This is a genomic window from Arcobacter ellisii (assembly GCF_003544915.1).
GTDB lineage: Bacteria > Campylobacterota > Campylobacteria > Campylobacterales > Arcobacteraceae > Aliarcobacter > Aliarcobacter ellisii.
Genome location: NZ_CP032097.1, coordinates 512,319 through 535,086, shown reverse-complemented (window position 1 = coordinate 535,086; position 22,768 = coordinate 512,319). Strand labels below are relative to the sequence as shown.

Annotated in this window: 19 protein-coding genes; 1 reads left to right on the top strand and 18 read right to left on the bottom strand. The window is 27.0% G+C overall.

What is annotated here, in order from left to right; genetic code table 11:
• Positions 1–8: 8 nt before the first annotated feature.
• The 10 genes from AELL_RS02710 to yajC form a co-directional block, all read right to left on the bottom strand.
• Positions 9–2,132 carry a DEAD/DEAH box helicase gene (locus AELL_RS02710; RefSeq protein WP_226806009.1) on the bottom strand — a complete coding sequence of 708 codons (2,124 nt, stop codon included), beginning with the start codon at positions 2,130–2,132 and terminating at the stop codon, positions 9–11.
• Positions 2,116–3,288, bottom strand: coding sequence for a Mur ligase family protein (locus tag AELL_RS02705; RefSeq protein WP_118916467.1), 1,173 nt, complete (start codon positions 3,286–3,288; stop codon positions 2,116–2,118). Before AELL_RS02705 ends, AELL_RS02710 begins: the two co-directional genes overlap by 17 nt.
• Positions 3,288–3,812: an LPS assembly lipoprotein LptE gene (gene lptE / locus AELL_RS02700; protein ID WP_118916466.1), complete on the bottom strand. Its 525-nt coding sequence runs from the start codon at positions 3,810–3,812 to the stop codon at positions 3,288–3,290. Before lptE ends, AELL_RS02705 begins: the two co-directional genes overlap by 1 nt.
• An 8-nt stretch (positions 3,813–3,820) precedes the next feature.
• Complete coding sequence (gene leuS, locus AELL_RS02695; protein WP_118916465.1) at positions 3,821–6,286, bottom strand: leucine--tRNA ligase; 2,466 nt, start codon at positions 6,284–6,286, stop codon at positions 3,821–3,823.
• A complete protein-coding gene (locus AELL_RS02690) occupies positions 6,286–6,630 on the bottom strand; it encodes a DUF6394 family protein (protein ID WP_118916464.1) in 345 nt (114 codons plus the stop codon). Before AELL_RS02690 ends, leuS begins: the two co-directional genes overlap by 1 nt.
• An 85-nt stretch (positions 6,631–6,715) precedes the next feature.
• Entirely contained in the window at positions 6,716–7,183 is a 468-nt protein-coding gene (locus AELL_RS02685) for a hypothetical protein (RefSeq protein WP_118916463.1), read from the bottom strand.
• 24 nt (positions 7,184–7,207) lie between these two features.
• On the bottom strand, positions 7,208–9,577 hold the full coding sequence (locus AELL_RS02680; RefSeq protein ID WP_118916462.1) for a methyl-accepting chemotaxis protein: 2,370 nt from the start codon (positions 9,575–9,577) through the stop codon (positions 7,208–7,210).
• Between the two features lie 267 nt (positions 9,578–9,844).
• Entirely contained in the window at positions 9,845–10,813 is a 969-nt protein-coding gene (gene secF / locus AELL_RS02675) for a protein translocase subunit SecF (RefSeq protein WP_118918603.1), read from the bottom strand.
• Complete coding sequence (gene secD, locus AELL_RS02670) at positions 10,813–12,378, bottom strand: protein translocase subunit SecD (protein WP_118916461.1); 1,566 nt, start codon at positions 12,376–12,378, stop codon at positions 10,813–10,815. The genes secF and secD overlap by 1 nt, the downstream gene beginning before the upstream one ends.
• A gap of 80 nt (positions 12,379–12,458) precedes the next feature.
• Entirely contained in the window at positions 12,459–12,734 is a 276-nt protein-coding gene (yajC, locus tag AELL_RS02665; protein ID WP_118916460.1) for a preprotein translocase subunit YajC, read from the bottom strand.
• 28 nt (positions 12,735–12,762) lie between these two features.
• On the opposite strand from yajC, the gene AELL_RS02660 reads away from it, so the two are divergent.
• The gene (locus AELL_RS02660; protein WP_118916459.1) at positions 12,763–13,995 is read left to right on the top strand and encodes an apolipoprotein N-acyltransferase; all 1,233 of its coding nucleotides are present in this window, start codon (positions 12,763–12,765) and stop codon (positions 13,993–13,995) included.
• On the opposite strand, the gene AELL_RS02655 is transcribed toward AELL_RS02660, so the two are convergent.
• The 8 genes from AELL_RS02655 to AELL_RS02620 all read right to left on the bottom strand — a co-directional run bounded on the left by AELL_RS02655 (position 13,992) and on the right by AELL_RS02620 (position 22,763).
• On the bottom strand, positions 13,992–15,791 hold the full coding sequence (locus AELL_RS02655; protein ID WP_226806008.1) for an Lnb N-terminal periplasmic domain-containing protein: 1,800 nt from the start codon (positions 15,789–15,791) through the stop codon (positions 13,992–13,994). The two genes, AELL_RS02660 and AELL_RS02655, sit on opposite strands and share 4 nt — an antisense overlap.
• On the bottom strand, positions 15,766–16,203 hold the full coding sequence (locus AELL_RS02650; RefSeq protein WP_118916457.1) for a DUF3015 family protein: 438 nt from the start codon (positions 16,201–16,203) through the stop codon (positions 15,766–15,768). Before AELL_RS02650 ends, AELL_RS02655 begins: the two co-directional genes overlap by 26 nt.
• Positions 16,204–16,271: 68 nt before the next feature.
• Positions 16,272–17,669 (bottom strand): CCA tRNA nucleotidyltransferase, encoded by a 1,398-nt coding sequence (locus tag AELL_RS02645; RefSeq protein WP_192941209.1) that lies wholly within the window; start codon positions 17,667–17,669, stop codon positions 16,272–16,274.
• Positions 17,644–18,504 carry a mechanosensitive ion channel family protein gene (locus AELL_RS02640; protein WP_118916456.1) on the bottom strand — a complete coding sequence of 287 codons (861 nt, stop codon included), beginning with the start codon at positions 18,502–18,504 and terminating at the stop codon, positions 17,644–17,646. The genes AELL_RS02645 and AELL_RS02640 overlap by 26 nt, the downstream gene beginning before the upstream one ends.
• Positions 18,505–18,514: 10 nt before the next feature.
• Positions 18,515–20,236 (bottom strand): proline--tRNA ligase, encoded by a 1,722-nt coding sequence (locus AELL_RS02635; RefSeq protein ID WP_118916455.1) that lies wholly within the window; start codon positions 20,234–20,236, stop codon positions 18,515–18,517.
• A 17-nt stretch (positions 20,237–20,253) separates the two neighbouring features.
• Positions 20,254–21,552: a glutamyl-tRNA reductase gene (gene hemA / locus AELL_RS02630; RefSeq protein ID WP_118916454.1), complete on the bottom strand. Its 1,299-nt coding sequence runs from the start codon at positions 21,550–21,552 to the stop codon at positions 20,254–20,256.
• Positions 21,552–22,451, bottom strand: coding sequence for a polyprenyl synthetase family protein (locus tag AELL_RS02625; protein WP_118916453.1), 900 nt, complete (start codon positions 22,449–22,451; stop codon positions 21,552–21,554). The genes hemA and AELL_RS02625 overlap by 1 nt, the downstream gene beginning before the upstream one ends.
• A gap of 9 nt (positions 22,452–22,460) precedes the next feature.
• Positions 22,461–22,763: a DUF2018 family protein gene (locus AELL_RS02620; protein ID WP_118916452.1), complete on the bottom strand. Its 303-nt coding sequence runs from the start codon at positions 22,761–22,763 to the stop codon at positions 22,461–22,463.
• Positions 22,764–22,768 lie beyond the last annotated feature (5 nt).

Sequence of the window (22,768 nt, the reverse complement as noted above, 5' to 3'; positions counted from 1 at the left end):
CCCCTTTTTTATCTATAATGCATTTGTTTGTAACCTTCTAGCCTTTTTTTATAAGCTGAATTTAACATCGCATTTTTTGAATCTAAAAAATCTATAGCTAAACACTCTTGATTTCCTCGTCCAATTCTTCCTAAATATTGAATTAATCTTCCATAATAAGAGATTGGTGTTGCAAAAAGAATAGTATTTAAGTGTGGGAAATCTATTCCTTCACCAAAATAAGAAGTTGTTGCAAGTATTAGTGACTTAGTTTTTACTAAATTCATATTTTCTACTTGTTCTTTTTTATTTAAACTTCCGTGAACACTTATATAATCAATATTCTCTTTTTGCAACAGATTTTCTAAAATATTTATATGTTCTATTCTATCAGTTAAAACTAAAATTTTTCTTTGAATATTAATTTTTATAGCATTTATTATTAAATTATTTCTATTTTCATCCAAACATAACTCATTTATAATAGTTGCATAATTATCGGCTTGGCTTACAAACTCTGTTCTAATTATTTGTACTCTATTTGTATGTGTTTTTTTCTTTTTATACTCATAAGAGATTTCACCCAATTGTTGAAATAAAATTGGTTGAAGTTCATCTTTTCTATTTGGAGTTGCACTAAGTCCTAAAATATATCTACCTTTAAAACTTTTTATAATTTGCTCAAAAGTAAGTGCTGGAATATGATGACACTCATCAACAATCACAAAAGAGTAGTTTTCTATAATTTTTGGGTCATTTTTCAAACTTTGCATAGTTGCAACATCAATTTGACCATTTAATTTATTATGACCTTTCCCTAAATATCCAATATCTTTTTTGTTATATCCAAAATAATCAACAAATCTTTCAATCCACTGATTTAAAAGCATATTTTTATTTACAACGATTAATGTTGTACAAGCTCTAATTTCAAATATTTTTGCTCCAAGCAGAGTTTTACCAAATCCAGGAGGAGCAACACAAATAGAGTAATCAGATTTTTTAATCTCTTTTATTGCTTCACTTTGTTCTGGTCTTAAGTTAAAAGTTACTTTTTTTGTCTGGATTTTATTAAATACTCTTTTATCAACAAATGAAAATTTTACAGCATTTGCATTAAAAAAATCTATTAAAGTCTCTTTTAAACCTCTTGGAAGCATTAAAAAATTTTCATTCTCCTCAAAAGACCTAATATATTTTGGAGTATTAAAAAGTGGTTTTCTAAGACTCAATAAAACTTTTATTTGAGGATTTTCAAAGGTTGCAAATGATTTTAACTTACTTATTAGTGATTTTGATAAATTTAAAGTTGGAATATAGATATAATCTTCTAAAATAATCTCTATTTTTTCAAGTGGAAATTCAATCTTTTTTAAATCTTTTTGTACATTTGTTGAGTTTGGAACATCAGCAAAATTAGAAATTGTTTGTTTTGAAACCTTTGAAACATTTGCTAAAACACTCCATTGGTCTTCATAAATTTTATTTGTATTCATATCAATAAAAACTGTTCGATTTTTATCTCTATGTTTTAAATGAAGTGGCAGTTCTATACAATTTCCCAAATTCTCTTTTGTTGCAAACTCTTTATTTGGATAAGTTTTTGCACTAATATTTGCTTTTTTCAAAAGATATAAAGCAAAATTAAAAGCTATTTTTGAAGAGATTTCCTCTTCAAAAAATACCCAAACAAAAAGTGAATTATAAGAACTCAGTTCATAATATGCTTTTATATTTAAAGAGTTTAGAGCTATTTGCAGCTTAAATTTATCTTCGTCAGCTATTTCAAAAACTACAAACTTTGACATATTTTTTTGATTAATACAATAACTTGCTAAAAAAAGATTTCCTCTTAAATGCTCTTCTATTTCATAATTTGTCAAAGGAAGATAATCCTCCCCTTGAAAAGTTTTTGTAACTGGAAAAAATCCTTGTTTTAAACCATCACGGCTAACCCATTTTTTTGCATAAATATCAAAACGAGCAATAAACAGAGATTTGAAAAGTTCAATTTTTTCATCTTTTGTAAAAGTTTTTTTTATTTTTAAGGCTTGTTTTTCTTTTATTTGTTCTTTTAGAAATTCTATTTCTTCATCAATTTTATTTTTTTGAATATATAATTCTTCTAATCTTTTTTCAAGAGTTTGCATCATAACCAATCAAAGTTAAAAATTTTTCAACAACTAAAAATGAACCAAATACTAAATACTCTTCATTTTCTTCTATTTTTATTGTCTTATTATTTGCTAATTCTAATTGTTTTATTAGTTTTTCTAACTCTTCTTTTTCTACTATTCTTTTATCTTCAAGTTCTATTATTGTAATAGTTTTAATTATAGGTTTTAATATTTTTAAAACTGTTTCATAATCTTTATCTTTGTAAGAGTTATAAATAAGATTTATTTTTTTGTTTTTAAACTCATTTGCTAAAACCAAAGCAGCAAGTGGATTATGACCCACATCAACAGTTACATTTTTTAAAACTTTTTGGCATCTTCCAAAAAGTGGTGTATCATCAAAAAGTTTTAAATCAAGTGGAATTTTAAGTTCATTCAAACATGCAATTACTAAATGTAAATTTCTTTTTAGAAAAGTTGCAAATTTAGGATTTAATTCATATTTGTCAAACTCTTTAACTTCAATGATTTTAATATCTTTGTTTCTTTGTTGTTTTATTTGCTCTTTTACTTTATATGCTGTTTCTAAAACTTCAGGAAAAACTTGATAACCAATAAGCATTTTATTATCAACTGAGCGCATTTTAGTTGAGGCTATTTCTTCAACTGTGTTTCCTAAAAAACTTTGATGATCTAAACCTATTGTTGTAATTAATGAAAGATTATTTTCTACAACATTTGTTGCATCAAACTCTCCTCCAAGTCCAGCTTCTAAAACTAAATAATCAAAATCTTTTGATAAATAAAAAGCCAAAAGAGTGGTATATTCAAAATATGTTAATTTTTCTAAAAGTTCTATTTCAAATAAATCTTGTAAAAATTGATGAGCAATTTCCAAATTTTCATCACGAACATCACTTCCATTTATCCAAATTCTTTCATTGAATTTTAAAATATGAGGAGAACTATAATGTAAAACTTTGAAATCTTTTTTGTGTAAATAATGAGCTAAAAATCTTCCTGTACTTCCTTTTCCATTTGTTCCCACAATATGAATTACAAAAGGAAGTTTTATTTTTGTTGAGAGTTTATCCCAAGAAGATTTTACAATACTAAAATCTATCTTGTCATAATAAAGAGTTTTATATTTCAAAAACTCTTCTAAATTTACTTTTTTTAAATTAACTAACATTATTTAAAAGATGCAACTGCAATTTTTGATAAAATTTCATCTACAGCTTTAGTTGATGCATTTGAAATGGCATCAAATCTATTTGAATCAGTAAGTGTTGTTCCAATATCAATTGAGAAATCATACTCACCATCAACTATAAATGATTTTTTTATTCCATCATCTTTTCTAAAATACTCAACTTTTATAACTACTTCTGCCTTATAAAGTTTATTATAACCCTCTTCATCATATTGTAAAGTTGTTATACTTACAGAATTAATACCTAAATTCATAATAACATCTGCACGATTTCTATCATTTACTATTTTTGAATCAAGTTTTTGAAGTAAAATTTTATTTACTGCATCTTTTACTAAAACAGAGTTTCTTGGGTCTTCTAAACTAACATCAAGTTTAACAAAAACATTTCCTTCCATCTCTTTTTTAGCATAATAAGTTGAAGGTTTATACCCACAAGCATTAATAAAAAAAGCTATACTGATTGTAAAAACAAAAAATAGTAAAGTCTTAGAAATATGCATAACTGTTTTTATCCTTTTATAACGAAGTTTACCAATTTATTAGGTACAACTATCTCTTTTAATAATTCATTTTCACCTAACCATTTAGCTGCGGCTACTTTTGCTTGGGCTAAAATTTCTTCTTTTGAAGCATTTGGAGTAACTTCAATTTCACATCTTTTTTTACCATTAACTGTAACTGCTAAAATAATAGATTCTAACTTAAATACTTCTTCTTTAACCTCTAATTTACCATCAAAATTTTCAAGATTAAATAGACTATTTGATAATTCCCAACAAGCATGAGGAATAATTGGTTCTAAAATATTTGTTAAAATATAATAACCCTCTGCCCAAACTGACTCATTTTTTTGTACTTGTAAAGCATTTAATGCTTCCATTGATGAAGCAATTAATGTATTAAAAGTATAAGTTTTTGTAAATACTTCATTTGATTTAACCAATGCTTCATATACTTTTTTTCTTGCTTCTTTTTCTTCTTTATTTAATCCTGAATGATTTATAGATTTAAAATTTGCCAATCCATTTGAAGTCACATTTGTTGCTCTTTCAAAGAATTTTTTTATAAATCTATATGCTCCATCAACAGCACTATCATTCCATTCAAGCTCTTTTGTTGGTGGTGCAGCAAATAACATAAACAATCTTGCTGTATCTGCACCATATTTTTCAACTATTAAATCAGGATCTACAACATTTCCTTTAGATTTAGACATTTTTGCACCATCTTTAAGTACCATACCTTGTGTAAGTAATCTTTTAAATGGCTCTCTTGAATTTGTATAACCTAAATCATTTAATACTTTTGTGAAAAATCTTGCATATAATAAGTGTAAAATTGCATGTTCAATTCCACCAATATATTGGTCAACATCCATCCAATAATCACTATCAGCTTTTGAAATTCCTACTTCATTCCAAGATTTTGGATTTGTTGCATATCTTAAAAAATACCATGAAGATTGAACAAATGTATCTAATGTATCTGTTTCTCTAAGAGCTGGTTTTCCACAATTTGGACAAGAACAATGTTTCCATGTTGGATGAGTATCTAAAGGATTTCCTTCTCCTGTTATTTCAACATCTTCAGGTAAAGCAACTGGTAAATTCTCAATTTTTTCAGCTACAAGTCCACAATCATCACAATGAATAAATGGAATTGGTGCCCCCCAATATCTTTGTCTTGAAACTCCCCAGTCTCTTAGTTTAAAATTAATTTGTTTTGAACCTAAAGAGTTTTGTTCAAAGTGATAAATTATCGCTTTTTTTGCTTTTGTATTTGGAAGTCCAGTAAATCCTTCACTATCAATTAGTGTACCTTCAGCAGTGTAAGCTTCAGTTAAATTTTCAATTATTCCTTCACTTCCAACTATTACTTGTTTCATTGGTAAATCATATTTTTTTGCAAACTCAAAATCTCTTTGGTCATGGGCTGGAACTGCCATAACAGCTCCTCCACCATAAGAGCTTAATACAAAATTTGCAACCCAAACAGGAATTTTTTCGCCAGTTAACGGATGCATAACATCAATTTCAAGTGAAACTCCCTCTTTTTCTTGAGTAGCTCTATCTCTTTCTGAAATTTTTTGCATTTCTTTGATAGCTTTAATTTTTTTCTCTGGTAAAAGATTATTTTCAACTATATATTTAACAATTGGATGTTCAGGTGCAAGTGCTGAATATGAAACTCCGTAAATAGTATCAGGACGTGTAGTAAACACAAAATATTTACTAAAAGATCTTTCAAGTTTTGCTTTTGATTCCACTGATAATTCAAATTTAAACTCTAAACCTTCACTTCTTCCAATCCAATTTTCTTGCATTGTTAAAACTTGACTTGGCCAATCATTTTTTAAAACTTGTAAATCATCAAGTAATTCTTGTGCATATTTCGTAATTGCTACATAATATCCTGGCATCTCTTTTTGTACAACTTCAGTTCCACATCTCCAACAACATCCCTCTTCAAGTTGTTCATTTGCTAAAACTGTTTGGTCATGTGGACACCAATTAACAATTGCAGATTTTCTATAAATAATTCCTGCTTCATGCATTTTAATGATGAATTCTTGTTCCCATTTTGTATAAAGTTCATCACTTGTTGCAAACTCTCTTGTTTCAGAAAAAGATAAACCAAGAGATCTTAGCTCTTCTCTCATATAACCAATATTTTCATAAGTCCATTTTTTTGGATGAAGTTTATGTTTTATTGCAGCATTTTCTGCTGGCATTCCAAAACTATCCCATCCAATTGGATGTAAAACATTAAATTTTTCTTTTCTAAAATGACGTGCAAAAGCATCACCCAAACAATAATTTCTTACGTGTCCCATGTGGATTCTACCACTTGGATATGGGAACATACTTAAAATATATTTTTTTTCTTTTGTTAAATCATCACTTGGCTCAAAAGATTGTTTTTCACTCCAAAAATTTTGCCATTTTTTTTCAATATCTTTTGAATTATATTCCATTAAAACTCTTCCTTATCTTGACTTTTTGCACTCTCTATTAAAGCTAAAGCTACAGAGAAAATATTAGCAACGATTGCACCTATTGCTAAAGAAATAGTTAAAGCTACATTATCTGTAAAAGTTAATACCATAAAAGCTGGAATTAGGTGTAAATCAGCAACTAATGAACTTGCTAACAATTCAGCAGCGAGTAAATTTTTTACACCTAGCTTTAGTATTGTTGAAATTACATTTACGCCAGCTGCTATAAATAGTGCAATTGCGTTTGGTTCATAGATGAAACCTGCTGTTGTTGTTAAAGACATTAGTGAGAAGAAAATATAAATTACTTTACCCCAATCCATTTTTATCCTTTTTATAATTTTTGCTTTTTATTAAGGCAAATATATTAACTAAAAAATGATAAAAAAATGCTTTCCAACTAATGATTTAAAGAATCTTATTTCTATTTTTAATTGCAATTATCATCTTATAAATTAAATATAAAATTATAATTTTTAGTGATATTTGAACAATCAAATAAAAACCAAAACCATTTTCAATAAGCTCAAAAATATTAAGATTGTGTAATAAAAGATTAAAAGACAAATCGTGAGTTACAAGAAGATACAAACAAATTGATAAATAAAGTGATAATAAAAGAAATTGTTCTTTTTTCATAAAAATAAAATTATATACAGTATACCAAACAAAAAAAACTACCATAAGAGCTACTAATAACTCTTTGAAAATCCCATCAGGGATATGTTCAATATATTTTTCTGATTTATCTAAAAATTCATATTCAATAATTGAAGATAGAAATTCTAAAACTAAAATCCAATTTAAAGCCAATAACCAATTTTTTCCATTTTCAGATGTAATTAAATCAAACTTAGATTTTATATTTTCTATCATCAAAATTCACCTCATAAAAAGATACTAAAAACTTTCCCAATCATCTTCTTGATGTTTTTTTATAGAATTATATTCAGTTTTATCTTTTAAAATTTTTTCTTCTACTTTTTTCTCGTTAGTTGTAACATTTTTTGCTTTAACATTATCTTTACCTTCAAACTCTTTTTTATTAGCACTACTTACTACAAGTTTTGATATTTCATCTGTAATTATTGCAACATTTTTTGCTTCTGATGCTATCATAGCATTTTGTTGAGTTTGTTGATCTAGTCGATTAATTGCATCATTTATTTGTTCTATTCCTAATAATTGTTCTTTTGAAGCATTTTCTACATCAAAAATTAATTTTGTTGTATTAGAAATATTTTCATTCAATTGTTTATAGCCTTGAATCATATTTGAAGCAATCTCTTTTCCTTGATTTGCTTTTGATGTTGCATTTTCAACTATCGCTTTTATTTCACGAGCAGCTTCTGCACTTCTTGAAGCAAGATTTCTCACTTCTTGAGCAACAACCGCAAATCCTTTTCCAGCTTCTCCTGCAGTTGCTGCTTCAACGGCAGCATTTAAAGATAAAATATTTGTTTGGAATGCAATTTGATCAATTACAGTTATTGCTTCATTTATTGCACTAACTTGTGTATTAATATCTTCCATTGCAGTTGTTGTTTGAGTTGCTAATTTTTCTCCATCAACAGCTGATTTTGTAACTTCATTTGAAAAAGTAGCCATTTTTGCAATATTTTCAGTAGTATTTCTAATGTTACTTGTAATCTCTTCTAACGCAGCAGCTGTTTGTTCTAAACTTGAAGCTGCTTCAGTTGAACTATGATTTAAGTTATCCACATTTTTTAATAAATCATTTGAAGTTTCATCTAAAGTTAATCCCATAGATTTATTTTCAACTAACATTTCTGTTATTGAACCACCTAAAGTATTAACACCATTTGCAAGTTTTAATAAATGTGCTTTTAAATCTTTTGTAGGAATTTTATTTAGATAATTATAATTACTATACTGTTCTAAAATATTTAAAATTATTTCAATATTTGTTTCAAGATTATCTGCCATTTTATTTAAAACTGTTTTTAATTCCATTAGCGCTGGATTATCAACTGAAACATTTAATCTTTGACATAAATCTCCTTGTTCAAACTCATTTAAAACTATTATTGTTTCATCAATTAATTTTCTATCATCTTTAACTGTTTTTTCAATTTTTTCAATATTTTCATTGATTTGTTTAGCCATAACACCAAATTCATCTTCTGAATTAATATCAATTTTATTTATACTGTTTGTTTCTCTATTCAAATATTGAAAAAATGATAATAAACCATTTTTAATATTTGTTAAAGATTTTAATAAAACCTTCATTGAGATAAATATTGATATTGAGATAATCAAAACAGTTATAATTGATAAAATAATTATTAGATACATAATTTTATTTGCCTCTTCAAATATTTCATTTGAACTAACTCCTCCAACTATCAACCAATTCCATTCCTCATATGTTTTAAAGAATACAAATTTATCTAAGCCTTCCCATAAATAATTTAATTGTCCTTCTTTTTTAGTCAACATCTCTTTTACAAATGAAACTCCATTTGTATCAACCAACTCTAAAGCTGATTTATCTTTTAATTTTGGATGAACTAAAAAATATCCATATTTTTTTGATTTTTCATTTGAATCAATAATGTAGTAATAACCTGTTTTTCCAATCTTTTTACTATTAATTGTTTCTGTAAGATGTGCCAAATCTTCACTTATATCTGAACCAATAAATGCAATTGCAATTACTTCACCATCTTGCTTTATTGGAATATATTTTGTCATATAACTTTTTCCAAATAAAACAGCTTTTCCTAAATAAGTCTCTCCTTCTAAAACTTTTTTATAACCTGGATGGCTTATATCTAATTTTGTTCCAATTGCTCTATTTCCATCTTCCTTTTTCAAACTTGTGCTAACTCTTATAAAATCGTCACCTTTTCTCACAAAAATTGTTGCAACAGAACCTTTTGTCATTTTTGTAAATTCATCAACAATTTTGAAATTTAGATTTACAACTTCATTATCTATTAAAAGAGCAGGTGTTTCAAACTCGCCTACTTTTACACTTTGATTTTTATTTATCTTTATGCCATCAACCATATTTAAAAAAATATCGCCATTTACATTAGCACCTGTTTTCGCCACTTTGTTAAAAGTATTTATATTTTCTACTAATAAAGATAACTCTTTACTAATTGACATTTCATTACTATTTTTCATAGCTTTTGAAGTATTACTAACAACTAAATATGTCAATATACTCATTGAGATAATAATTGAAATGATAGAAACAAAAATTACTTTTGCAATAACTGATTTTTTTAGAAAATCCATATAACCATCCTACTATTTATTTTATTTTTTGTTTATATTAAATATAAGAAATATAATTTTTAATTCAAAATAGGGAAATTATATAATAATTATTATGTAATGTTATTAAATTTTTGTATAAAAAGTAAAAAATTATTTACCTTATTTTTATTACTTTGATTTTGATAGTTCTCTATTAATGGCAGTTTATGAATATTTATAGAAAATAAAAAAGGGAAAAGTAAAAAAACTTTTCCCTTAAAAAACAATGATAAAAACTGATTATTTTTAAACTGTACCTTGTTCGTACATAGCTCTTAATTTTTCTTTCTCTTTTTGTCTTTTTATTTTCTCTGATTCTTTAATTCTGAAATCATCTATTGAGAAATTTAATTGTACTAAAAATGATGCTGCAATAAATATTGAAGAGTAAGTTCCTACAATAATTCCTACAAGTAAAGTAAATGAGAATCCATTTATAATCTCTCCACCAAAGAAATAGAGTGTTGCAACAACAAATAAAGTAGTTAATGAAGTTAAAGTTGTTCTTGATAAAGTTTTACTTACAGATTCATTGATAATTTCTTTTAAATCATTTGCTTTTGAAGTTTGAATTTGCTCTCTAATTCTATCAAATACAATAATTGTATCATTTAATGAATATCCCAAAAGTGTAAGAATTGCAGCTAAAATATCTAAATTTACTTCAATACTAAATAAAGAGATAGCTCCCATTGCAATAGTAATATCATGTACCAATGCAAAAACAGAAGCAACTGCAAATCTCCATTCAAATCTAACAGATAAATAAATCAACATTACGATTAAAGATAATGACAATGCCATTAAACCTTTTTCTCTTAATTCTCCACCAACTTTAGCTCCAACCATATCTATTCTTCTAATTTCAAAGTTTCCCGTTGGAACTAAAATTTTGTGCATTTCATCACTGATATCATTTGTTAAATCTGAACTACTTCCTGTAATTCTAATAACAACTTCTTCATCACTTCCAAATTTTGTAATTATAGAATTACCATATTTTGTAGCTTTTAAAGTATCTCTTATTTTATCAATTGGTGCAACTTGTTCATATTTTACTTGAACAATTGTACCTCCTGCAAAATCAATACCAAAATTTAAACCTTTTGTAAAAAGTAAAACTATTGAAGCAATAAATAAAATAGAAGATAGACCTAAAAAGGCAAATCTTTTTCTCATAAAATCATATATTTTTTCTGTGCTAAATACTTCCATTATTTTACTCCAAACCATTTTTTACTATCTTTATCTTTTGATATTTTTGACATTAAAGCTTCATAAATACCATGAGTTCCTAAAATTGCTGTTAACATTGAAGCTAAAATACCAATAGAAATAGTAATCGCAAAACCTTTAATAGGTCCAGTTCCATAAGCATATAAAAGAACAGCAACTAAAAGTGTAGTGATATTTGCATCTAAAATTGCTCTCATTGCATTTGAATACCCATCTTCTATTGCTTTTGGTATTGAAGCACCTTCTCTTATTAGTTCTCTTATTCTTTCAGTAATAATAACATTCGCATCAACTGCCATACCTATAGTAAGAACAATTCCTGCCATTCCAGGAAGTGTTAAAGTTGCTCCAAAAAGAGCCATTATTGCTATGATAATAAATATATTTACAATAAGTGCAATATTTGCAATAATTCCTGCTCGTCTATAATAAAAAACCATAAATACAAAAACTAATGCAAATCCTGAAATTAAAGCTATCATTGAAGCTTGAATAGAATCAGCTCCTAAAGATGGACCAACACTTCTTTTTTCCAACATGGTAACAGTTGCAGGAAGAGCTCCACTTCTTAATGCAATTGCAACATTTCCAGCTTCAGCCATTGTAAATCCACCAGAAATTTGTCCACTTCCACCACCAATTCTCTCTCTAATATTTGGTGCAGAATAAACTTTACCATCTAGAACAACAGCAAGTCTTTTCCCTACATTTTTTCCTGTAAACTCACCAAAAATTCTAGCTCCAGTTGAATTAAGAGTAAAATTAATTATTGGTTGATTTGATTGGTCAAATGCAACTTGTGCATCTACAACTTGACTTCCATTTAAAATAGGAATCTCTTTTACTAGATATTTAATATTTGGATTATTTGTATCCTCTAAAATCACATCTCCATAAGATGCAGCCTGAGATGATGTCATTGTATTAGCTTGGTCAGCTCTTTCTTCATCAACTGCCATTAACTCTAAGTTTGCAGGTTTTGAAATAAGTTCACGTGCAGCTTTTTCATCTTCTGCAGTTTTAATACCTGGAAGTTCAACAACAATATCTGTTTGACCTTGTCTTAATACAGAAGGTTCAGATAAACCAAATTGGTCAAGTCTGTTTCTGATAGTTTCAACAGCTTGTGCAACGGCTAAATCTTTTGTTTTTTCAATATCTTCAGCAGTAAGTTTTAATCTGTATTTTAAATCTTCTTTAGATATTTCTAAACCATTTATTTGTTTTAACATCTCATCCATTTTAGGTATTTCATCTGCATCTAAAACAGAAAATACAACACTATCATTTTCAATAGATAAACCATCAATTAAAAGCTCTTCATCATCTGAAAAATATTTAACTGACGTTGCAACTGATTTGATTTTTGAAGTTACTGCTTCATGTGTATTTACACCTAAAAGCATATGTAATCCGCCTTGTAAATCAAGACCTAAAGAGATTTTTTTACCAGTATCTGTTTGTAATAATGATGGAATTGAAAAAACAACACCAAAAATTATACTAAGTGTGAATATAATAAGTCTATAATTGAAGATTTTCAATTTTTTTCCTTAGTTAGGGTTTTAGAAAATTTGAAAGCATAAGATATGTAAAAATACATATCTTAAAGATTTGAAAATTTTTAGTCTTCTAAAAGTTTTGCTACAAACTCTTTGATTAGCTTCATTTCAGTTCCATCGCTGTTTTTAACTAGAAAATAAGTATCTTCTACTTTTACAACTTCTACGATTAAGCCACCATTTGTTACAATTTTGTCACCTTTTTTTAAATTAGAAACCATCTCTTTATGAGCTTTCGCTTGTTTTTGTTGTGGTCTAATAATTAAAAAGTAAAAAATTGCAAATAATGCAACTAGAGGCAACAATGAGCTTATTAAATCTGTACTTGAACCTTCCATCAAATTTCCTTTTAAAAAGTAGTTTATTATGTTTTTACTAAAACGCGATTATTCTAACAAAAACTTTATAATAAAAGGCTTCATCACCTCTATTTTATTGAGTTCTTTTATATACTTAAGTTATTTTAATATTGAATTAAAAATTTTAAATACATTTTTAGGTCTATTTGGAATATATTTTTTATTAGTTATTCCTAAACGTTCTTTATTAATAACTGGTTTTTTAACTGGGATATTATGGTGTTATTGGATGGCTGTTAGTCTTCAATATTATGATTTAACTTATATAGCTCCTTTTTTATTACTTGGAATTGGTTTAGTTTATGCAATAATTTTTTACTTATTTGCCTTCTATGATAGGCTTACAATTAGAATTGCAATGATTTTCGCCTTTACTTTTTTTGCTCCTTTTGGTTTTAATTGGATGAAGTTTGAATTATTGTTTATTGATTCATATATTGGTATTTCAAAAATTGATTTTGCTTTAATTCTTATCTCTTTTTATTTAATAATAAAACTAAAAAGACATAAAATAATTGGATTGATTCCTCTTTTATTTACACTTACTTTTGCAAAAGGAGAATTTATAGATAATCCAAATGCAAAAATTTATATGCCTCAAATGAATGTAAATCAAGACTTAAAATGGCAAAAAGAGTATAGAACAACTCTACATGAAAATAATTTTGAAGAGATAGCAAAAGCAATAGAGTTAAAAAAAGATTTAATTATATTGCCTGAAACTGCTTTTACAACAGTATTAAATAGAAATGCTGAATTAGAAGAGAGATTGAAAGATTTTTCAAATGATATTGATATTGTAACTGGTGCTTTATATGTTGAAAATGAAGAAATTTTTAATGCTTCATATTTCTTTACTAAAGGGCAAGTTCAAGTTGCAAAAAAAGTTGTATTAGTTCCTTTTGGAGAAGAGATACCTCTTCCTAAGTTTTTTGTTGATTTAATCAATAAAGTTTTTTATAATGGAGCACAAGATTACTCAAAAGCATCAACTCCAACTGATTTTGAAATTAAAGGCGAAAAGTTTAGAAATGCTATTTGTTATGAAGGAACAACAGATAAAATTTTTGAAAATATTGGTGATACTAGATATATGATAATGATTTCAAATAATGCTTGGTTTACACCTTCAATTGAGCCAACTTTACAACATTTGCTTTTAAAATATTACTCTAAAAAATATGGAGTTACGATATTTCACGTAGCAAATGGAAGTCCAAATAGAATTTATAGACCTTAAAAGTAGTAAGAAATTCCTACTTTTAAGTTATCCTCTTTTTCATATAGATTATCGTTTGTATATTTGATATTTAAAGCTAAATTTCTATCTAATTTATAAGTTGAAAAAGCTTCAAACTGATTATTTTTTAAATCTTTATTATATCTATCATAACTATAATTGATTCCTAATTTTAAATTATCAAATCTATTTGTAATAAATCCAATAGTTGAACCAATAGAATATAGTTGTTCACTATTTTTATAATACAAATTTGAACCTGCCATTAGATAAATAAAATCTCTGTTTTGTCCAAAGGTAACACCTATTTCTGGTTTTACTTTTAAATAATCACTTCTTTGTTTAAAATGTTCATAACCCACATCAATTCCCCAAGATATAGGTTTAAAAATCAAATCTTGAGGAGCAAGTGATTTAATTTTTAAAAGAGTAAATCTATCTAATCTTGCATTTTCATCTTTTTCTTTTTTAATATTTACATCAAAAAAATCAATATATGCACCTTGTAAATATCCATCACTTATGTCATACATATCATTATAAACTGGTTTTGCACTAAACTCAAAACTATCATTGTTATTATAAAAAAATGAAACTCTTGCTGAATCATGTGAATCAATAGGATTAAAAGGAGTTTTTATATCATAAGTTGAAGCTTGTTTATATGAACTTCTTTCTTTTAAAAGTTGTAAATATTTTTTTAAATATTCATCTTTATCATACTCGTTATTTGCTCTTTGATATTGTAAATAAGAGATTTTTAAATCCAAATAAGAGATTTTATCCTCTGTACTTAAAGAGTCATTTAGTTCATTATCTTCTTTTATAAAACCTTTAACATACTCTTTATTCTCTATTTTTTCATTTAAAATAAATTTCATTTTTCTCATTGATGAGTATCTAAAGTTTGTGTTTTTAATCAAATTATATTTTTGTAAAACTTTAATAGAATCAAGAGGAACAGTTTTAAAATCAAATTGACTTACTAAATCTAAACTTGGCCTTGCTACTTCCAAAAGCCATAAAACATTGTAAGAACAGTTCTCTTTAAAGAAAAAATAATCTGAATATGAATCTTTTAACTCATAAGTATGCAAAACTAATTTATCTATTTCATCTTGAGTCAAATCTAAATCATATTCCCAAATATCCCTTTGTTCAAGATTGTTATACTCTTTGATTTTTTCATAATAAGGCAAAATAGAATATCTTCCTTCATACTCTCCAAACAAACCTTTATAAGCAAAAATTAATCCATTTGTATCAGTTGTTGCAGCAGCATAATTTACAGCATTTGAAATAAGTGGCGTCTCTTCATTTGAACTAATTCTTATAAAAGTATGTCCATACATAGAAGCTGGAGAGTTTATATGAGCAGTTGGGAAAACCATAGTTACAAATTTTCCATCAACTAAAGAGATAAATTTATCCAACTCTTCACAAGAGTATTGTGTAATATTTAGATTAGGAATATTCTCTTTTAACCATTTTACTCTTAAAGGAAATCTACATAAAACACTGTTTGTTCCTTTTTCTAGAGAATTTATAGTTTCAAATAACTCTTCTTTTAAATTATATTTTCCATTTTTTGATATAAAAAAATTATCTGAATCTATCTCACTTTCACCATTTCGATAATGTAATAATTTCGACCAATAAGGATTTTCATAAAGTTTTGTTTGCTCAACAAAGGTGTTTAATTCAGAAGAATAAGAGAGAGTAGAAAATAGAAAGCTAAGTATTAAATACTTAAACTTTCTATTAAAAAAATTACATATATTTAGCAATTGAGTCAATAACGTTTGCTGAAGTTACATTTTGGCTTGAATAAATGTTTGAAAAGTTTGCTTGTAATTTAGCAGAAAATGCTTCTTTGTTTTCTACGTTCATTAATTTTGCAACTGTTTCTAATGTTTCACCTTTTCCTGCTGAAATATCCATTGCTAATTCATCCATATTTTCAGCAACAAACTTATTTAATTTATCATTAGATACGAAGTTTGAAGGTTTGTCACAATTTGAAGTACCACTTGTAATACCAAAAGTTTGGTTACCAGAAGTTCCATTTGTTGTAGCAGCTAATACTTGTAAAACTACTGTACTTTGATTTTTAATAACTAAAGAACCAAGACCACAACCTGTATTTTCATTTGCATAAACTGAAGCTGTTAATCCAAGTGCAGCCACTAAACCAATTATTTTTTTCATATTGTCTCCTTTTAAATTTGATTGATTTTATACTTTTTAAAGTAAATCTTTTCTTAAAAATAACAATTCTAATATTTATTTGTTATTTTATTTAGAATTTCTTCTTTTGATAAATTTTCATCAATTTGTAAATCAAAAGCAAACTCTAAAATCTCTTTAAACTCTTTTGATGGTTTATAACCTAAAGCTATTAAATCTCGCCCTAAAACAAGTTGTTTTATAGGCTCATTGTGAATTTCCAACTCTTTTGCTTTTTCATTTAACCAATTTATTGCATCATAACATTTACATTTATCATCCAAATCTCTTCCTAAACAATCAGACAAACAAACAAAACATAAATCTTCAATATTAACTTTTAAAGATAATCTTTTTACGGCTTTTTCACTTGAATGTGATAAATATAACTGAAAAGGAATAAGATGATTTTTTACTAAAGAACAAACTATTTCAATAAATTTTTTTTCATTTGTTAATTTTTCTAAAAAAGAGATCGTTGGTTCTATCCCTAAAGATTCATGTTTATAAGAAGTTATTTTTCCATTTATCTCTTTTGTACAAAATGGTTTTCCAAAATCGTGACATAAAACTGCATAAAAAAGATATAGTTTTTTATACTCATCTTCAATTTTTTCTTTTTCTAAAATCTTTGCCAATTCATCTAAGCACATTAAAGTATGAATCCAAACATCACCTTCAGGATGATACTCTGGTTCTTGCTTACAGTTTATCAAAGCTTGCAACTCAGGAAAATATTTTAAAACGCCCAATTCCCTTAAAAGTTCAAATCCAACAGATGGTTTAGAAGATTTTAAAAATAGTTTTTTAAACTCTTCATAAATTCTCTCTTTTGGTAAATATGAAAGTTCATCACTTAAAACTATTTTTTTACATAACTCTTTAGTGTTTTCATCAAGGTTGAATTCAAATCTTGCAGCAAATTGAACTGCTCTATAAACTCTTAAACTATCTTCCACAAAAGTTTTTTCATCTATATGTTTTAAAGTTCTATTTTTTAAATCATCTATTCCATTAAAGGGGTCAATAAATTCATCTTTAAAATAATCATATCCTATTGCATTTATTGTAAAATCTCTTCTAATTGCTGCTTCTTCAAAACTCAGATTTGAATTTGTTATAACTTCAAAATCAGTATGAGAGTTTCCAACTTTTTTTTCAATTCTTGGAAGTGCAAAATCAAAATCATAACCTTCAACTTTTAAAGTCAAAACTCCAAAAGATTTTCCAACAAGTTTAACATTTCCAAATTTTTTTAATGAAATTTCAAGTAATTCTAAAGAGTCAAAATCAAAGATTTCTATATCAAAATCTTTAATCTCTTTATTTAAAAAATAGTCACGAACGCAACCACCTACAAGAATTGGACGAGCTCCTAATTCTTGTAAATTTTTTAAAATATTTTCTAATATTTTAGGTATATTAATCTTTGTTGTGATGGTAAACATCTTGTTGTGGATAAGGAATTGTGATTCCTTCTTTATCAAATGTTGTTTTAATAGATTCAGTTAATCCAAATTTTACATCCCAATAATCAGATGTATTAACCCAAGCACGTACCACAAAATTTACAGAAGAATCAGCAAGTTCTGAAACGGCAACTGTTATACCTTTTTCAATTAAAACTTTTTCATTTGAATTTAAAATATTTGTTAAAATCTCTTTTGCTTTTTTAATATCATCATCATAAGAAATTCCAACAACTAAATCAACTCTTCTTGTATCAAAAGCATTTACATTTGTAATAGAACTACTTGTAATTGCACTATTTGGTACAATAATTTTTTGATTATCTCCTGTTATAAAAACAGAGTTAAAGATTCCTACTTCACTTACACTTCCTGTAACTCCACCAGCAGTTACAAAATCACCAACTTTAAATGGTTTAAATAAAATTATCATAACTCCTGAAGCAAAGTTTCCAAGAGAATCTTTTAGAGCTAAACCAATAGCAAGACCAGCTGCTCCTAAAATAGCTAAAAAAGATGTAGTTTCAACTCCAAGCTTTCCAAGTGCAGTTAAAATAACAACTATCATTAAAGCGTAATAAACAATATTCTCTAAAAATTTTATTAGAGTTTCATCCATTCCTTTTACTTTTCTAAGTACTTTTCCAAGTAATTTAACTATTTTATTTACAGCCCATTTCCCAATAACAAATATTAAAAGAGCCATTAATAATGAAAAAGCATAACTAGCAACTATCTCAACAATATTATCAGGAATATATGATTTTATATCCTTTGTTATTACTTCAATATTTTTTTCTAATTCTTTTTCCAAATTTAACTCCTTACTTAGTTAATTCGATTATTTTTCCTAAAACATCTTCAACTTTTACATCTATTTTTTCTAATGTTTTTCTATCAACGATTTCTACAAAACCTTCAGCTAATTTTTTTCCAATTACAACTGCATAAGGAAAACCTAAAAGTTCAAAATCGCTCATTTTAAAACCAAATCTAGCATTTATTCTATCATCTAAAATTGTACTAATTCCAGCGTGTTTTAGCTTGTTGTAAAGTTCTTCTCCAACTTGTGCTTCATCCTCTTTTTTAGAGTTTGAAACAATAATGTCAACCATAAATGGTGCTGTTGCTTTTGTCCAGATACAACCTTTATCATCATGGTTTTGCTCAATTACAGCAGCAACAAGTCTTGAAACTCCAATTCCATAACATCCCATAACAAATGGTTTTGCTTTTCCATTTTCATCTAAAAAGTTTGCATTCATAGCAGCAGAATATTTAGTCCCTAATTGGAAAATATGCCCTGCTTCAATTCCTTTAGTGTATGTTAATTTTCCACCACAACAAGCACAAATATCTCCCTCTTGAACTGCAACTAAATCAAAATATTTTACATCTTTTAGAGTTGATAAATCTGTATTTACTAAATGGTAATTCTCTTCATTAGCTCCACAAGCAAGTCCAACTTCATCTTTAAGTTCTAAATCAACAACAAAATTTATATTTGAAGGAAGATTAAAAGGTCCACAATAACCTGCAACTAATCCAGCCTCTTTTATATCATCCTCTGTTGCATCAGTTAATTCTAAAGCATTAACAGCGTTACAAGCTTTTGTCTCTTCAAGTTCGTCATCACCTCTTACAAAAAATACAACTATTTGAGTTTTATCTTCAAAAATTGCTCTTTTAATAACTGCTTTGATTGTTTGAGCTTTTGAGATACTTAAAAAGTTTGAAACTTCTTCAATAGTTTTTAAATCTTGTGTTAAAACTTTTTCCATTGAAGCTGGTGTGTTTGTATTTTCAAACCAAGCTGTAAAATGTCTTGGTTTTCTTGTCGCTGCTTCAATATTTGCACCATAATCACAAGAATCACAAATAACTATTGTATCTTCACCTGAATCTGCAATTACGTGAAATTCTTTTGAACCACTTCCACCAATTGCTCCAGAATCTGCTGCAACAACTCTAAAATCTAAACCTAATTTTGTATAAATTTTTTTATAAGTTGCTTCCATAAGATTAAATTCTCGAACCAAATCCTCTTCGTTAGCGTGGAAAGAATATCCATCTTTCATCAAGAATTCTCTTCCTCTCATAAGTCCAAATCGTGGACGTGCTTCATCTCTAAATTTTGTATTTATTTGATAAAGGTGAACTGGTAAATCTTTATATGAAGTAATTCTATTTTTTACCATATTTACAACAGCTTCTTCATTTGTTGGACTTAATACAAACTCACCATTTTTTCTATCTTTAAATCGAAGCATTTCTGCTCCCATAGTTGTAGCTCGCCCTGATTCTTGCCATAATGATAAAGGTGTTACAAAACCAAATTGAACTTCATTTGCACCAGCCTCATCCATCTCTTCTTTTACAATAGCTCTAATTTTTTCTAAAACAATTTTTCCTAAAGGCATAAAATCATAAATTCCAGCTCCAGTTTGAGCTATAAATCCACCTCTTACTAAATATTGATGAGATGGTAATGTTGCATCATTTGGAGTCTCTTTTGTTGTTGGAATAAACATTTTACTAAATTTCATTGATTATCTTTCCTATTTTAATTTTTTGATAAATGGTCACATTTATATTTATTTCTTAAATTTGAATCATTATTAAATCCAAACATATTTTGAACAGTTCCTACAACTAAATCACACTCCATATTTTTTGAAATATCTTTTAATTGTTTTGAAGGTTGATGTAAATATTCAGTAATTACAGTTTGACAAAGTTTTCTGATGTTTTCTTCATCACTTGCACTAATATATCCCTTTTTTATAGCATTTTTTACTTTTTTATCGATAATATCATTACCTTTTACATAAAGATTTTTTACAATTGGTTCTATTTCAAGTGATTTAAGCCATTCAAAAAACTCTAATGACATACGACTTACTATTCCATAAGCTGTTTTTGCTTGTTCTGCTCTTAAACTCATATTTTCATTTACTATATCTTGTAAATCATCAACTGAATAAACTTCTAAATTTGATAATGAAATATTTTCATCAATATCTCTTGGAACTGCGATATCAAACCAATATCTATTTATATTTGAACTTGGTGCATTATCTTTTGTGATGATTGGATAAGGAGCAGAAGTTGCTGTTATCATAACTGGTGTTTTTGCTAGTAAGTTTGATAATTCACTATAAGGTTCAACATTTACGTGAACTTCAAATGTAGTTGCTAAATTTTGAGCTTTTTTCATATCTCTACTAATTATTGTTACATCAAAACCTGATGAAATAAGATGTTTAACAGTTAGTTCACTCATCTCACCTGCACCAATTACTAAAGCTTTTACACCTTTTGTATTTCCAATTATATCTTTTGCTTTTGCAACAGCTGTTGAAGCAACAGAAACTGAACCTGTTCCTAAACTTGTTGCATTTCTTACTTGTGCAGCACATTTAAAGGCATAGTGCATAACTCTTGTTATATTTGAGCTACAATAACCTTTTGCTTGAGAGAATCTAAAAGCATCTTTTAATTGTCCAACTATTTGTGTTTCACCAATTACAAGTGAATCAAGTGCAGATGCTACTGAAAACAGATGATGAACAGCTCCATCATTATCATAAATATCTGCTCTATCATATAAAAGTTCAAAATCAAGTCCAGAATAAGTTGCTAATTTTTCAATGATATTTCTTGCACTTTGTTTTACATTTGAACTTCTTGTAATTATTTCAACCCTATTACAAGTTGATAATAAAACTACTTCTTTTGTAGGCTCATTTTCTAAAATTTGTTTTATAAATCTCTCTTTATCTTCATCACTATTAAAGCTAAGTTTTTCTCTCATTTTAATATCAATATTTTTGTGAGAAAAACTAATTATTAAGTAACTCATTAAAACTCTCTTTCAATCATTGCTTTCATTATCATAACAAGAGTTTGGCTATCTTTTTCATCTATTACAGCACTAATTGCTTCATTTCCAATCTCTTTAGCTTGTAAAATAGAGTCTTCTAAAGCCTTAGTTATTTTCATTTGTTCTTTAATCCAAGCACTCTCTTCAGAACTTAACTCTTTTTTGTATAATGAAGCAAGTTTTGTTTTATCTTCAACTCTTTCATATAAAAATAAATATGGAATAGTTACTTTTCCTTCAACATAATCGTGCATTGCTGGTTTTCCTAAAGTAGCACTATCTTGAGTTATATCTAAAATATCATCTACCATTTGAAAAGCAAGTCCAAGATTTTTACCATAAAGTGCATATTTATTTTCATCAAGTCCAGCTAATATTGCAGCTGCTTTTGCACTTGCTTCTATTAAAGAAGCTGTTTTTTTATAAATCATATCAAGATATAAATCATAAGAAGTATTGAAGCTTTCAGTTAAATCAACATCCATCATCTCACCAATACTTAAAAGTGTTACAGCATTTGAGATTGTATATGCAACTCTTTTATCCATTAAAGAAAGTTCAGTAAATGCTCTTGAATATAAAATATCTCCGAACATTATAGAAGTTTTATTATCGTAAAGTGCATTTACAGAAGGTTGACCTCGTCTAGTATCAGCTTCATCAATAACATCATCATGTAAAAGTGATGCTGCATGAATCATCTCTACAATTGCACAAAGTTTAATACTCTCTTCATTTACTCCTGCAATTTTTAAAATCAGTTTAGAACGCAACATTTTTCCTGTTGCTAATTTATCTAAAAGTTCTAAACTTTTTTGATGATTACAAACTTTTATAAACTCTTTTATTTGACTTTTAACTTGTTCTAACTCTTCCACATCTAACCTTTATGAATCTAATCTACAGATAATTTCACCAGTAAATTCAACATAAAGACCTTTTTTCATAGCTTTTACTTTTTGAGAATTTTCTAAAGTATACTCTTTGATAAATTCATTGATATCAAAATTTTCATCTTTATCTTCACTAATTATCATTTCAAGTACAGCCAATTTTTCTATGATTTTATCAATTTCATCTTCTACTACTTCTTTTGAAGCTTCTCTTGTTACATCAAAAAACTTAGATTTTGGGCTTCCCATAAATATATCATCTTCGTCTTCAGTAAACCATTCACTAAATATTGACATCTATT

Excerpts from the sequence above, each read along its gene's own strand:
- AELL_RS02710 (WP_226806009.1), bottom strand. The coding sequence starts at position 2,132 with ATGATGCAAACTCTTGAAAAAAGATTAGAAGAATTATATATTCAAAAA.
- AELL_RS02705 (WP_118916467.1), bottom strand. The coding sequence starts at position 3,288 with ATGTTAGTTAATTTAAAAAAAGTAAATTTAGAAGAGTTTTTGAAATAT.
- lptE (WP_118916466.1), bottom strand. The coding sequence starts at position 3,812 with ATGCATATTTCTAAGACTTTACTATTTTTTGTTTTTACAATCAGTATA.
- leuS (WP_118916465.1), bottom strand. The coding sequence starts at position 6,286 with ATGGAATATAATTCAAAAGATATTGAAAAAAAATGGCAAAATTTTTGG.
- AELL_RS02690 (WP_118916464.1), bottom strand. The coding sequence starts at position 6,630 with ATGGATTGGGGTAAAGTAATTTATATTTTCTTCTCACTAATGTCTTTA.
- AELL_RS02685 (WP_118916463.1), bottom strand. The coding sequence starts at position 7,183 with ATGATAGAAAATATAAAATCTAAGTTTGATTTAATTACATCTGAAAAT.
- AELL_RS02680 (WP_118916462.1), bottom strand. The coding sequence starts at position 9,577 with ATGGATTTTCTAAAAAAATCAGTTATTGCAAAAGTAATTTTTGTTTCT.
- secF (WP_118918603.1), bottom strand. The coding sequence starts at position 10,813 with ATGGAAGTATTTAGCACAGAAAAAATATATGATTTTATGAGAAAAAGA.
- yajC (WP_118916460.1), bottom strand. The coding sequence starts at position 12,734 with ATGGAAGGTTCAAGTACAGATTTAATAAGCTCATTGTTGCCTCTAGTT.
- AELL_RS02660 (WP_118916459.1), top strand. The coding sequence starts at position 12,763 with ATGTTTTTACTAAAACGCGATTATTCTAACAAAAACTTTATAATAAAA.
- AELL_RS02650 (WP_118916457.1), bottom strand. The coding sequence starts at position 16,203 with ATGAAAAAAATAATTGGTTTAGTGGCTGCACTTGGATTAACAGCTTCA.
- AELL_RS02645 (WP_192941209.1), bottom strand. The coding sequence starts at position 17,669 with ATGTTTACCATCACAACAAAGATTAATATACCTAAAATATTAGAAAAT.
- AELL_RS02635 (WP_118916455.1), bottom strand. The coding sequence starts at position 20,236 with ATGAAATTTAGTAAAATGTTTATTCCAACAACAAAAGAGACTCCAAAT.
- hemA (WP_118916454.1), bottom strand. The coding sequence starts at position 21,552 with ATGAGTTACTTAATAATTAGTTTTTCTCACAAAAATATTGATATTAAA.
- AELL_RS02620 (WP_118916452.1), bottom strand. The coding sequence starts at position 22,763 with ATGTCAATATTTAGTGAATGGTTTACTGAAGACGAAGATGATATATTT.